Here is a 12434-nt window from a genome sequence, read left to right as displayed (position 1 = left end):
GGGGTGGGTGGGGCCGTCCGCGGACGCCCCCACCACCGCGTGGCTACCGGTCGCCGCGCAGGTAGCGGGTCACCATGGCGACCAGCTCGTCCTCGAACGTCTCGACGGGGGTGGTTCCCCTGTCCGCCATGAACTTGTGCGTGTTGATCTCCACGGTGAGCAGGATCATCTCCGCGGCGACGGCGGGGTCGCCCACGTGGACGTCCGGGTGCCGGACGACGACGTCGAGGACCTGGGCCGTGCGCTGCTTGCCGTGCCGGTCGATCGTGTCGCGCAGCTCCTGCGAGACCGGCGCCTCCTCGATCATCACCCGGAGCAGCGCGGGGTCGTCGCTGTGGTTGTCGATCGCGTCGCGGACGAGCGCCCGGACCGTCGCCTCCAGCGTCCCCGGCGAGAGGTCGAGCTCGTCGGCGCCCGTCCAGGTGCCGCGGTCGATGTGCCGCACCAGTAGTTCGGCGAGGATGGCGTCCTTGTTCGGGAAGTACTGGTACAGCGAGCCGATGGAGACGCGGGCGCGTTCGGCGATGCGGTTGGTGGTGCCCGCGGCGTACCCGCTCTCGGCGAAAACGTGAGCAGCCGCCGTGAGGATGCGGTCGCGCGTGAGTTCGGCGCGCACCTGGCGGGGCTTCCGACGTGGCTCTAAGCGGCGGTCGGCCGAGGGCATCCCGGTCCTCCTCAATGGACGGCAAAAGCGAGTGGAAATTAGCTGAGCTAATGCTCACAATAGTCCTATGAACTGCGAAAACACGAATCCGGGCGGTGTCTCGTGATCCCGGTTCGGTCGAGCGGCCTCCACCGCATGACGACGGTCGAAGAGGTCGAGGCGGCGCTGGGGAAGCCGCCATCGATGATCATGCTGAAGCAGATCGGCGCCCTCGACGACGGCTGCCGGGCCGTGCTGGCGCACTCCCCGCTCGCGGGCTTCGGCTACCGCGACGCCCGCGGTGCGAGCCGCACGACGTTCCTCGGTGGCGCACCGGGATTCGTGCGCGTCCACTCGCCCACGCGGATCTCGTTCACCCTGCCCGACGGCGAGGCGCACGGCCCGGTGTCGTTCGTCTTCCTCCTGCCGGGCGTCGGGGAGACGTTGCGCGTCAACGGTTCCGTCGCCAAGAGGAAGGGTGCCGAGACGTTCGTCGACATCCAGGAGGCGTACGTGCACTGCGCGCAGGCCGTCATCCGCGCGGGTCTGTGGCAGCCGCCCGCCACCACGCGGCCCGAGCCGGTGACCGGGATCGAGGGTCCGCTGTCCGGACCCGGCGTCGCGGAGTTCCTCGCCGCCGCGCCGTTCCTCGCACTGTCCACCTGGGACGGTTCGGGTGGCGGGGACACCAGTCCGCGCGGGGACCGGGGGACCGTCGCGCGGATCCTCGACGGCCGGACGCTCGCCATCCCGGACCGCAAGGGCAACAAGCGCGCGGACAGCCTCCACAACCTGCTGCGGGACGACCGGCTCTCGTTCGCCGCACTGGTCCCCGGCCGGTCCGGTGTGCTGCACGTCAGCGGCCGGGGCTCGATCACCGACGACCCCGCGCTGCTGGCCACGATGGCGTTGCGCGGGACGCCACCGCACGCGGCGCTGGTCATCGACGTCGACCACGCCGAGGTGACCGCCTCCGACGCCGTGGCGCGCTCGTGGGTGTGGACCGCGGCGGCGCACGTCGACCGGGGCGCGGTGCCGGACCTGATGGTGCTGGCGGGCGACCACCTCGCCACCAACCTGGCGGGGGCCGAGAAGGGCCTGGTGGCCCGCGTCCTCAAGGGCGTCGCGGCGATCCCCGGCATCGGCCGGGTGCTGCGGCTGGTGATGAACCGCGCCTACGGGGCCGGGCTGCGCAAGGAGGGCTACGACGACGTCCAGGTCGGCCCGCGGCGGGACGGGCGGTCGACGGGCCCGGCCGTCGAGCAGGTGGGGAACCGGCTGCGCGAGGTACGGGTCGCCGAGGTGCGCCGGGAGACGCCCAGCGCGGTCACCCTCGTGCTGGAGGACGCCGAGGGCCCCGCTCCCTTCGACTTCCGGCCGGGGCAGTTCTTCACGCTGGTCACGGACATCGACGGGCGGACGGCTCGGCGCGCCTACTCGGCGTCGTCCGCGCCGGGGTCGTCGCGGCTGGAGGTCACGGTCAAGCAGGTGGAGGGCGGTCGGTTCTCCACCCACGTCCACCGGACCCTGCGCGCCGGGGACCGGCTGTCGGTGCGCGGTCCGTCCGGGGCGTTCCACGTCGACCCGGCGGCGGCGCACGAGGTCGTGATGGTGGCGGCGGGCAGCGGTGTCACGCCGATGATGAGCATGATCCGCACCCGCCTCGCGGCACCGTCCGCGGGCCGGACCTCGTTGCTCTGCGCCAACCGCGACGAGGAGGAGGTCATCTTCGCCGCCGAACTCCGCGGTCTGGTGGCGGGGAACCCGGAGCGGCTGTCGGTCACCGACGTCCTGACGCGGCGGAGCGGACGGCTCGACGCCGCGGGCGTGCGGGGGTGGCTCACCGCGCTGCGGCCGTCGGAGGACGCCCGGTACTACCTGTGCGGCCCCGAGGCGTTGATGGACGTGGTCCGGGGTGTCCTGACCGAACTCGGTGTGCCGGGGGACCACGTGCACCGGGAGAGCTACGCGAGTGGAGCGGACACGGCGGCCACCACGACCGCGCCGCAGGAGATGGTGGTGGAGGACGGGGAGCACGAGGTCGGCTCCGCGGTCGTGGAGCCCGGTCAGACGCTCCTCGACGCCGGGCTCGCGGCGGGGCTGCCGATGCCGTACTCGTGCACGGTCGGCAACTGCGGTGACTGCGTGGTGCGGCTGCGCGGCGGGGAGGTCGCGATGAGCGGCCCGAACTGCCTGACACCGGCGCAGGTGGCCGACGGGTTCGTCCTGACGTGCGTGGGCAGTCCGCTGTCCAAGGTCACGCTGGACATCGCCGAGCCTTGATCGGCGGGCGTCCACCCAGCCTGCGGTAGATCCACTGTGGAGAGAAGCGGGGGTCGTCGTGCCGGACGCGGTCCGACGACCACCGCGAGTAGCGGGGGCGCACCAACGATCGGCTTGATACGCCAAAGGCAGCAATGGTTTTCGCCGGTGGACGGCGGCTGCTCCCCACGGGTGGACATTGGACCGGGATCGTCGCCGCGCTATGCACCGATGCGCGCTTTCGTTAGCCTGCAACACATGATCGCCACAGTGGTGTGGGGTACCGGGAACATGGGCCGAGCGGCCATCCGCGCGGTCGAGGCCAATCCAGCGCTGAAGCTGACCGCCGTGCTCGTCCACAACCCGGAGAAGGTCGGCCGCGACGCGGGCGACCTCGCCGAGATCGGGGCCGAACTCGGGGTGGCGGCGACCGACGACGTCGACGCGGTGCTGGCCGCGAGTCCGGGTGCCGTGGTGTACGCGGCGTCCGGCGACATCCGGCCGGACGACGCACTCGCCGACATCACCAGGGCGGTCAGGGCGGGCGCGGTGGTCGTCACCCCCTCCCTGTACGCGTTCTACGACAAGCTCAGCACCCCGCCGGAGTCGCGGGAGCCGGTGCTGGCCGCCATCGCGGCTGGCGGGGGCTCGCTGTTCGTCTCCGGCGTCGATCCCGGCTGGGGCAACGACGTGCTGCCGCTGCTGATCAGCGGGCTGGGCAGCGTCGTGGACGGGATCCGCTGCCAGGAGATCTTCGACTACTCCACCTACGACCAGCCGGACGCGGTGCGGTTCCTGATCGGCTTCGGCCAGCCGATGGACTACCAGGCGCCGATGCTCATGGCGACGGTCCCGACCATGGTGTGGGGCGGGCAGGTCCGGCTGATGGCCAGGGCCCTGGGCGTCGAACTGGACGAGATCCGCGAGACCGTGGACCGGCGCGCGCTCGACACGACGGTGACGACCAGCACCATGGGCGAGTTCGAGGCGGGCACGCAGGGTGCGGTGCGGTTCGAGGTGCAGGGGATCGTCGGCGGCGAACCGCTCATCGTCGTCGAGCACGTCACGCGCATCCACGCCTCGTGCGCGCCGGACTGGCCGGTGCCACCCTCCGGTTCGGGCGCTCACAAGGTGATCGTCGAAGGGCGCCCGCGCATCGAGGTCTCGGTCGAGGCCACCGACGAGGGCGAGAACCGCGCCGCAGGCGGGAACGCGACCGCGATCGGTCGGCTGGTGAACGCCATCGACTGGCTCGTGGAGGCGGAGCCCGGACTCTACGACGCGCTCGACATCCCGTTGCGGCCCGCGGTCGGCAAGCTCGGAAGGACACCACGATGAACATCGACATCCCGCAGGGCAAGGACCCGATCGGCTACGTGTGGGGCGAGATGGTCCCCGGCATCGGGATCGCCGCCGCGAACCTCTCGCTGTCGGTGTACAGCCACACCACCCTGGGGCTGCGCGAGTTCGAGGCCGCGCGGCTGCGGGTCGCCCAGATCAACGGGTGCCTGTTCTGCCTCGACTGGCGGACCGACCGGGACGGTCAGAAGGTCGAGGAGGAGTTCGCCGACGCGGTGACCCAGTGGCGCACCACCGACGCCTTCGACGACCGCACCAGGCTGGCCGCGGAGTACGCCGAGCGGTACGCACTGGATCACCACGGCATCGACGACGAGTTCTGGTCCCGGATGACCGCGCACTACAGCCAGGTGGAGATCGTGGAGCTGAGCATGAGCATCGGTTCGTGGCTCGCGTTCGGCAGGTTGAACCGCGTGCTGGGCCTCGACACCGCGTGCGTGCTGCCGAAGCCCTGAGCCAGGTTCCCGCGGAGGACCGTCGTCACAGGTCGGTGGCGATGATCTTCTCGATGTTGCGCTCGGCGAGCGCCGTGATGGTGACGAACGGGTTCACGCTGGTGTTGCCGGGGATCAGCGCGCCGTCCACGACGTACAGACCGGCGTACCCGAGCAGGCGACCGTAGTTGTCGGTGGCCCTGTTGAGCACCGCGCCGCCGAGCGGGTGGTACGTCAGGTGGTCGCCCCAGATCTTGTAGGTGCCGAAGAGGTCGGTCCGGTAGATCGTGCCCTCCTTCGAGTTGATCTTGTCGAAGATCGTCTTCGCCGCCGTGATGGACGGTTCCTTCCAGGCGGTCTGCCAGTTCAGGTCGGCCTTGCCCGCGGCGGCGTTCCAGGAGAACTCGGCGCGGTTGGTGTTCTTGGTGATGGACAGGTAGAACGAGGCGAAGGTCTCGATCCCGGTCGGTAGCGGTGCCACCTCGGCGAAAGCGCCCCCGGCCGCCCAGTTGTCGATACCGGCGGTGGGGATCGACGACTGGAGGCTGCCCGTGGGGTCCCACAGGTGGTTGGCGCGTCCGCACATGACGTTGCCGTTGTCGCCCCAGCCCTTGCCGACCTCGGCGCTCAGGTTCGGCAGCGCGCCGGTGGACCTCAGCTTGACCAGCAGCTTGCTGGTGCCGACGCTGCCCGCCGCGAAGAACACCTTGGCCGCGGTCACGATCTTCGTGGCCACCGTGTCGCCGTTGGTGTTGATCTGGTCGATGGTGACCGTGTACCCGCCACCGGTCGCGGGCGCGACCGAGGTGACCTTGTGCAGCGGCGAGATGGTGACCCTGCCGGTCGCCCTGATCCGCGCGATGTAGGTCTTCTGCAACGACTTCTTGCCGTGGTTGTTGCCGTAGAGGATCTCACCGGCCAGCGCCGACTTCGTCGCGGTCCCGGCCGCCTCCTGCTTCATGTACGTCCAGTCGTACACGGACGGCACGTAGACGAACGGGAAGCCGGACCGCTGGGCGTGCTTGCGACCGACCCTGGAGTACTGGTAGCACTCGGTGGTGTCGAACCAGGCCGGGTCGATGTAGCTGACCCCCAGTTCGGCGTTGGCGCGCGGGTAGAAGACGTTGTACATCTCGTCGGCGTTGACCGTGGGCAGGACGCCGCTGAAGTACTCGCGCTTGGGCGTGACCGCCATGCCGCCGTTGACGAGCGACCCGCCGCCGACGCCGCGGCCCTGGTAGACGGTGATGCCGCTGAACTCCTCGGCGTCGAGGACCCCGGTGTAGCGCGGGATCGCCTTGTCGATGGGGAACCCGAGGAAGTTGCTCAGCGGCTGCTTCGTCCTGGTGCGGAGCCAGAACGACCGCTGGTCGGGTGTCGTGGTGTTGGCGAAGATCTTCCCGTCGGAGCCGGGCGTGTCCCACGCCATGCCCATCTCGACCATGTGGACGTCGACCCCCGCTTGCGCGAGGCGGAGTGCCGCCACGGAACCGCCGTACCCGGTGCCGATCACCAGTGCGGGGACGGTGGCCGCGTCGGCTATGGGAGGGGCCGCGGCTTCAGCTCGTGCCGCGGAAGCGTGACCGCCGAGGGCCACGCCCCCAAGAATAGAACCGGTTCCAGCGATGAAGGTGCGTCGGGTTAAGCCCTCGAAACCATTGGCACACGTCATTGTGTTGGTCATGTGATGTTCCTCACTCTTGACCTATGAGAACAAGTTATACCGGGGGTTGCGCGGTTAGTCACTACCTTCCGGTACCGGTTCACCTCGGACGTGAGGGGCGGGCGGTGGTGCCGGGAGCGGCTGAAGATCGCCTGGTCGCGGCCGTGGGAAGCCCTTGCCGTGCGCGGCCGGGGAAACGGGGCGACAACCGGTCCGCGCCGGATTAGCGTCGACCGGATGCGCGAACAGCCCCCCTCCCTGACGTGGCGGCCCCTCACCACCGAGGACGCCAAGGCGTCGGCCGACCTCCTCAACGCCATCGAGACCGTCGACCGGATCGGCGAGAACTACGACGAGGAGGACACGCTCCAGGAGCTGGTCGACCCCTACGCGGACCTGGAGCGCGCGAGCCTCGCCGCGTTCGACGGCGACGTGATGGTCGGTTACATGAAGATCCGCTACCGGCCGGTCGCGGAGGAGGTCCACCGGGTCTTCCTGGACGGCGGGGTCCACCCCGACCACCGCCGCCGGGGTGTCGGCGCCAGGCTGCTGGACGCCGGGGTGGCGGCGGCGGAGGTGGTGCACGCGCTGCACCACCCGGCGCTGAAGCTCGTGGTCGACGTCCACAAGGCGGAGCACATCGCCGGGGTGGACGAACTCGTCCGCTCCCGCGGCTTCGCGCCGGTCCGGTACTACCGGTACCTGGAGCACCCGCTGGCCGGCGCGCTCGGCGACGCGGCGATGCCCGACGGGCTGCGGGTCGAGGCGTGGTCGGAGGAGAACGACGAGGACTTCCGGCTCGTCCGGAACGAGTCGTTCGAGGACCACTGGGGCTCGGCGCCGATGCCCGCCGACCAGTGGCGGAACAAGATCACCAACCAGACGTTCCGGCCCGAGGTCAGCTTCCTGCTCCGGGACGGGGCGAGCGGGGCTCCGGTTGGCCTGGTCGTGACCATGTGCTGGGACGCCGACACGGCCGCCACGGGCGTTCGCGACGCGCACCTCATGCTCGTCGGAACGGTGCGGGCCCATCGGCGGCGCGGTGTCGCCGGCGCGCTGATCGGGCACGCGCTGCGGGCCGCCGCCGACCAGGGGTACGACCGCGCGAGCGCCAGCGTGGACTCGGCGAGCCCCTTCGGGGCGTCCGGGATCTTCGAGAAGGCCGGGTTCGTGCCCACGACGGGGCACGTGCGCTGGGCGCTGGAGGTCTGACCCGACCTGCCGGGGTGGCGGACCGGGTCGGTCCGGTCCGGCATCACCGTTGTTCACCGTGACGTGCAGGCAATCCGCATAGTGAACATGTTGTCCTCTTTGTACCGGTGAGAACACCCGGTCTTGAGGTCTGGCCACCGATTCCGCTGCCTCTCATGGCTGCTGCGACACAAGTCCACTTCGGTCATCAGCGCTGGCCAGGCGCCCTTTTGGGCGCCCCTTGGCCCTGGTCGCGGGCAGGCGCGCATCGTCGTTGTCGTAGACAGGGTCCAGTGCGATCCGTATGCTGAACGAACTGTTCACAGTCCGTACCTCACGGAGGTCGCACATGCTCTCAGCCGGGGAAGCGCAGCCGGTCTCACCGGCGTTGCTGAAGGTCCTGAACGGCGCCGTGGACCTGCACTGCCACTCGGGGCCCAGTCCGTTCCCGCGGCGGCTGAACCACGTCGAGGCCTCCTACGACGGGGCGCGCATCGGCATGCGGGCGATCCTCGTCAAGTCGCACCACCACAACACGGTGATGGACCTGCTCGCCATGAGCACCTGGCTCGCGGACGCGCCGACGCCGGTGTACGGCGGGGTCGCGCTCAACAGCGAGGTCGGCGGGATGAACCCGTCGGCCGTCGCGATGAGCCTGCGGATGGGCGGGCGGTGCGTCTGGGCGCCGACCACGTGCTCGCGCCAGCACATCGACCACCACAGCCACGGCGGTGACTTCCCCGCGGCCGCCATCGACCTGGCCGAGACGGAGGTGTCCATCTTCGACGAGTCCGGGGAGGTCTCGGCGGGCACGCGCGGCGTCGTCGACATCGTCGCCGAGACCGGCGCGCTGCTCACCGGCGGCCACCTGGGCGGCGAGCCCGCCAAGGCGCTGTTCCGGGTCGCCAAGGACAAGGGCGTCCGGCGGCTGCTCCTCCAGCACCCCGACTTCATCGTCGGCGCGTCGGAGTCCGACATCGAGGAACTGGTGGGGCTCGGCGCCTACGTCGAGCACGAGATCGCCATGTACCACCCCGAGGTGACCGCGATCGGGTGGCCGATCAAGCAGCTCCTGGACTGGATCGACCGCGTCGGTCCCGAGAGGACGGTCATCTCGTCCGACCTCGGCCAGGAGGGCAACCCGCTGCCCGTCGACGGCTACCTCTACCTCGTCGGGGCGCTCCTCGACCACGGTGTGCCCGAGAAGGACGTCCGGCGGATGATCGCGGGCAACCCCGCGTTCCTGCTGGGCCTGGAGGACGACCCGTCGTGATCGCCGCGGACCGCGTGATCATCAGCGTCGCGGTGACGGGTTCGGTCCACGTGCCGTCGCAGAGCGACCACCTGCCGATCACGCCCCAGCAGATCGTCGAGGAGTCGCTGGCCGCGGCGGAGGCCGGAGCGGCCGTCATCCACCTGCACGCCAGGCACCCGGAGGACGGCAGGCCCGCGTTCGAACCCGAGGTGTTCGAGGAGATCATCCCGCCGATCGCGGCGGCGTGCGACGCGGTCGTCAACATCACCACCGGCGGCGCGTCGTCGATGACCATCGAGGAGCGGCTCGCCGCGGCGGCCCGGTTCAGCCCCGAGCTGGCCTCGCTCAACATGGGCTCGATGAACTTCGTCTACTCCGGCATCGCCGACAAGGTGACGAACTGGAAGCACGCGTGGGAGAAGCCCTACGTCGAGAACACCTACCGCAAGCCGTTCATCAACTCCTTCGAGCAGATCGAGTACTCGCTGCGGGAGCTGGGGGAGCGGGGCGGGACCAGGTTCGAGTACGAGTGCTACGACATCGGCCACCTGTACACCCTCGCCCACTTCGCCGACCGCGGTCTCGCCAAGCCGCCGTTCCTCGTCCAAGGCGTCTTCGGGATCCTCGGCGGCATCGGGGCCGACCACGCCAACCTCACGCACATGGTCGCCATCGCGGACAAGCTCTTCGGCGACGACTACCACTTCTCCGCCTTCGCCGCGGGCCGCCACCAACTGGAGTTCTGCACGCACAGCGCGTGGCTGGGCGGTCACGTGCGCGTCGGCCTGGAGGACAACCTGTACATCGGCAAGGGCGAGAAGGCGACCGGCAACGCCCAGCAGGTGCGCAAGGTCCGGGAGGTCCTCACCGGACTGGGCAAGGAGATCGCGACGCCCGCCGACGTCCGCAAGGCGCTGGTCCTCAAGGGCGCGCGGAACACCACCACCCAACGATCACGAGAGGTGTCGACATGACGATGTACGCCAAGGACGACATCAGGTCGCAGTTGGCGAGCGTCCCGCCCGACCGGGTGGCGGTCGACCCGTCCACCCCCGTCGCCGCGGCCCAGTACCTGGAGTTCACCGGTCAGCCGCCGACCACCGTCAGCCCCGCGGGCAGCCGGACCTGGGTCGTGCGCGGGCAGAACGTGGTGCTCGCCTACACCGACGCGGTCGCGGGCGACTGCTTCATCCGCGACGACCAGCCCGACGAGTACGCCCTCCTGCTGCACTCCGACAGCGCCTCGATCCGGGTCGTCGCAGGCGGCGAGAAGGCGGAGGTGGCCGAGGAGGCGTTCGTCGTGGTCCCGCCGGGCGACAGCGTCGTCGAGGCGCGGACCGCGGGCCCCGTCATCCGGGTGTTCTCCTCCGTCGCCGAGGACCTGCGCGCCGCGGCGGCCAACGCCGACGCCTACGCCGAGCCGGACCCGCGCTGCGCCCCGCTCGTGCCGTGGCCGGACCCGGTGGGCGGTTTCCGGCTGCGCGTCCACCGGCTCGCGGAGACGCCGATCGCCGAGGGCAGGTTCGGCCGGATCTTCCGGACCACGAACCTGATGGTGAACTTCCTCGCCGAGGAGCGCACGCCGCGCGACCCGCTCAAGCTCTCCCCGCACCACCACGACGACTTCGAACAGCTCTCGCTGGCGCTCAAGGGCGAGTTCATCCACCACATGCAGTACCCGTGGGGGCCGGACTCGACCGCCTGGCGGCCCGAGGACCACGGCCGGGTCGGCTCACCGTCGGTGACCGTCATCCCGCCGCCGAGCGTCCACACGACCCAGGGCGTCGGACCGCACCAGCAGCTCGTCGACATCTTCTCCCCGCCGCGGCAGGACTTCTCCGCCCGTCCCGGCTGGGTGCTCAACGCGACCGACTACCCCGCCCGATGACGGCGCCGCGCAGGAGCCTGTTCCGCGCCGCGCTCGCCCGTCCCGACGGGCCCGCGCTCGGCACGTGGGTGAAGCTCCCGGTGGTGGAGAGCGTCGAGCTGATCGCGCTGGCGGGCTTCGACTTCGTGGTGATCGACCTCGAGCACTCGCCGATCGACCTGGAGACGGCCTACCGGCTGATCGGCACCGCGAGCCACCTGGGCGTGGCGCCGATCGTGCGGATCCCCGCGCTGGACGCCGGCGTCGTCCAACGCGTCCTCGACTCGGGCGCGGAGGGGATCATGCTGCCGCACGTCGACACGGTCGCCGAGGCCGAGGCGGCGGTGCGGGCCGTCCGCTTCCCGCCGCTGGGCACGAGGGGTGTCGGCGCGACGAGCCGCGCGGGTGCCTGGGGCGCGCTGGACCGGGCCGAGTACCTGCGCTTCGGCCAGGAGGAGGTCGTGTTCATCGCGCAGGTCGAGAGCGCGGACGCGGCCAGGTCGGCGAAGGAGATCGCCTCGGTGGACGGTGTGGACGCGCTGCTCGTCGGCGCCGCGGACCTCAGCACCTCCGAGTCGACCACCGAGGGCGACCCCCGCGTCGTCGAGCTGATCGCACTGGCCATCGCGGGCTGCACCGCCGCGGGCAAGCCGATCGGCAACGCCGGAGGGGCGACCGAGCAGTCGGTGCGGGCCGCCGTCGAGGCCGGGTACACGTTCACGATGCTCAGCAACGACGCCAGCCTGCTCGGCGCCGCCGCTGCCGCCGCCGTCCGGGCGGGACGGTCGGTCGGCCGACCGGCGGGCGAACACCGCTGACGGGCACGAACCGGCACGTCGTGCCAGGGTCGGCACCAAGATCACACCGAGAACCGGGAGGCGGACACCTTGTCCGACAACGCACAGGCGCAGACGCAGTCGGGAACCGGGCTGCTCGCGGGCAAGGTCGTCCTCGTGGTCGGCGGGAGCACCGGCATCGGGGCCGACGCCGCGAGGGTGTTCGCCGAGGAGGGCGCCTCGGTGATGATCGCGGCGCGCTCGGAGGAGACGCTCGCGGCGCTCACCGACGACCTCACCGCGGCGGGCCACGACGTGGCCCACACCGCGGGTGACGTCAGCGTCGGGGCCGACGTCGCGCGCTTCGTCGACGCGACGCTCGCCAGGTTCGGCAGGCTCGACGGCGCGTTCAACAACGCGGGCGTCAACCAGTACGGCAGGCTCGACGACGTGTCGGAGGAGGACTTCGACCGGGTCATGGCGGTGAACGTCAAGGGCGTCTGGCTGTGCCTGCGCGAGGAGATCCGGGCGATGCGCGAGTCCGGTGGGTCGATCGTCAACACGAGCAGCGTGGGCGGGTTCCGCGGCAACACCGGCCTCGGCGCCTACCAGGCGACGAAGCACGCGGTCATCGGCCTCACCCGCACGGCGGCCCACGACAACGGGCCGCTCGGCATCCGCGTCAACGTCATCGCCCCCGGCCCGACCGAGACCCCGATGTTCGCGAAGTGGCGGGCGGAGGACCCGGCGGCCGTGGAGCGCAGGCTCGCCGCGGTCCCGCTGCGGAAGGCGGGCACGACGACCGAGACGGCCAACGCCGCCGCGTGGCTGCTGAGCGACCGCGCGAGCCACGTCAGCGGCGTCGTCCTGCCCGTCGACGGCGGGTACAGCGCCTGACACGGTCCGTGTTCGGGATGCGAAGTCAAATTTCGCCTGTTTCCGCTGTTCGCGTGCACTCTGGCCACAGAGAGTTCACGATCTGAA

11 protein-coding genes are annotated in these 12434 nt (G+C 70.8%); 9 read left to right on the top strand and 2 right to left on the bottom strand.

The window, feature by feature from the left end; all coding sequences use genetic code 11:
- Nucleotides 1-43 precede the first annotated feature (43 nt).
- Nucleotides 44-616, bottom strand: a complete 573-nt coding sequence (locus NZH93_RS03295) for a TetR/AcrR family transcriptional regulator (protein WP_259621366.1) — start codon at nucleotides 614-616, stop codon at nucleotides 44-46.
- A gap of 183 nt (nucleotides 617-799) precedes the next feature.
- On the opposite strand from NZH93_RS03295, the gene NZH93_RS03290 reads away from it, so the two are divergent.
- From NZH93_RS03290 to NZH93_RS03280, 3 genes are all read left to right on the top strand, one after another.
- Complete coding sequence (locus NZH93_RS03290) at nucleotides 800-2926, top strand: 2Fe-2S iron-sulfur cluster-binding protein (RefSeq protein WP_259621365.1); 2127 nt, start codon at nucleotides 800-802, stop codon at nucleotides 2924-2926.
- A gap of 237 nt (nucleotides 2927-3163) precedes the next feature.
- Complete coding sequence (locus tag NZH93_RS03285; RefSeq protein WP_259621364.1) at nucleotides 3164-4243, top strand: NAD(P)H-dependent amine dehydrogenase family protein; 1080 nt, start codon at nucleotides 3164-3166, stop codon at nucleotides 4241-4243.
- Nucleotides 4240-4719 (top strand): carboxymuconolactone decarboxylase family protein, encoded by a 480-nt coding sequence (locus tag NZH93_RS03280; RefSeq protein WP_259621363.1) that lies wholly within the window; start codon nucleotides 4240-4242, stop codon nucleotides 4717-4719. The genes NZH93_RS03285 and NZH93_RS03280 overlap by 4 nt, the downstream gene beginning before the upstream one ends.
- A gap of 25 nt (nucleotides 4720-4744) precedes the next feature.
- On the opposite strand, the gene NZH93_RS03275 is transcribed toward NZH93_RS03280, so the two are convergent.
- Nucleotides 4745-6295 carry a GMC oxidoreductase gene (locus NZH93_RS03275; RefSeq protein ID WP_446697478.1) on the bottom strand — a complete coding sequence of 517 codons (1551 nt, stop codon included), beginning with the start codon at nucleotides 6293-6295 and terminating at the stop codon, nucleotides 4745-4747.
- A 303-nt stretch (nucleotides 6296-6598) separates the two neighbouring features.
- Here NZH93_RS03275 and NZH93_RS03270 point away from each other — a divergent pair, with 303 nt between their 5' ends.
- The 6 genes from NZH93_RS03270 to NZH93_RS03245 all read left to right on the top strand — a co-directional run bounded on the left by NZH93_RS03270 (nucleotide 6599) and on the right by NZH93_RS03245 (nucleotide 12347).
- Nucleotides 6599-7573, top strand: a complete 975-nt coding sequence (locus tag NZH93_RS03270; RefSeq protein ID WP_259621362.1) for a GNAT family N-acetyltransferase — start codon at nucleotides 6599-6601, stop codon at nucleotides 7571-7573.
- Between the two features lie 328 nt (nucleotides 7574-7901).
- Entirely contained in the window at nucleotides 7902-8825 is a 924-nt protein-coding gene (locus NZH93_RS03265) for a DUF6282 family protein (protein WP_259621361.1), read from the top strand.
- Complete coding sequence (kce, locus tag NZH93_RS03260) at nucleotides 8822-9781, top strand: 3,5-dioxohexanoate:acetyl-CoA acetone transferase (protein WP_259621360.1); 960 nt, start codon at nucleotides 8822-8824, stop codon at nucleotides 9779-9781. The genes NZH93_RS03265 and kce overlap by 4 nt, the downstream gene beginning before the upstream one ends.
- Nucleotides 9778-10695 (top strand): cupin domain-containing protein, encoded by a 918-nt coding sequence (locus NZH93_RS03255; RefSeq protein ID WP_259621359.1) that lies wholly within the window; start codon nucleotides 9778-9780, stop codon nucleotides 10693-10695. The genes kce and NZH93_RS03255 overlap by 4 nt, the downstream gene beginning before the upstream one ends.
- The gene (locus NZH93_RS03250; protein WP_259621358.1) at nucleotides 10692-11492 is read left to right on the top strand and encodes an HpcH/HpaI aldolase family protein; all 801 of its coding nucleotides are present in this window, start codon (nucleotides 10692-10694) and stop codon (nucleotides 11490-11492) included. Before NZH93_RS03255 ends, NZH93_RS03250 begins: the two co-directional genes overlap by 4 nt.
- Nucleotides 11493-11561: 69 nt before the next feature.
- Nucleotides 11562-12347, top strand: a complete 786-nt coding sequence (locus tag NZH93_RS03245; RefSeq protein ID WP_259621357.1) for an SDR family NAD(P)-dependent oxidoreductase — start codon at nucleotides 11562-11564, stop codon at nucleotides 12345-12347.
- Nucleotides 12348-12434 lie beyond the last annotated feature (87 nt).

Origin of the sequence: Umezawaea endophytica, assembly GCF_025061645.1 — a bacterium.
Taxonomy (GTDB): Bacteria; Actinomycetota; Actinomycetes; order Mycobacteriales; family Pseudonocardiaceae; genus Umezawaea; species Umezawaea endophytica.
The sequence above is the reverse complement of the archived record's forward strand: the minus strand, read 5'-3'. Positions and strand labels throughout refer to the sequence as shown.

Excerpts from the sequence above, each read along its gene's own strand:
- NZH93_RS03270 (WP_259621362.1), top strand. The coding sequence starts at position 6,599 with ATGCGCGAACAGCCCCCCTCCCTGACGTGGCGGCCCCTCACCACCGAG.
- NZH93_RS03250 (WP_259621358.1), top strand. The coding sequence starts at position 10,692 with ATGACGGCGCCGCGCAGGAGCCTGTTCCGCGCCGCGCTCGCCCGTCCC.
- NZH93_RS03265 (WP_259621361.1), top strand. The coding sequence starts at position 7,902 with ATGCTCTCAGCCGGGGAAGCGCAGCCGGTCTCACCGGCGTTGCTGAAG.
- NZH93_RS03280 (WP_259621363.1), top strand. The coding sequence starts at position 4,240 with ATGAACATCGACATCCCGCAGGGCAAGGACCCGATCGGCTACGTGTGG.
- NZH93_RS03255 (WP_259621359.1), top strand. The coding sequence starts at position 9,778 with ATGACGATGTACGCCAAGGACGACATCAGGTCGCAGTTGGCGAGCGTC.
- NZH93_RS03290 (WP_259621365.1), top strand. The coding sequence starts at position 800 with ATGACGACGGTCGAAGAGGTCGAGGCGGCGCTGGGGAAGCCGCCATCG.
- NZH93_RS03285 (WP_259621364.1), top strand. The coding sequence starts at position 3,164 with ATGATCGCCACAGTGGTGTGGGGTACCGGGAACATGGGCCGAGCGGCC.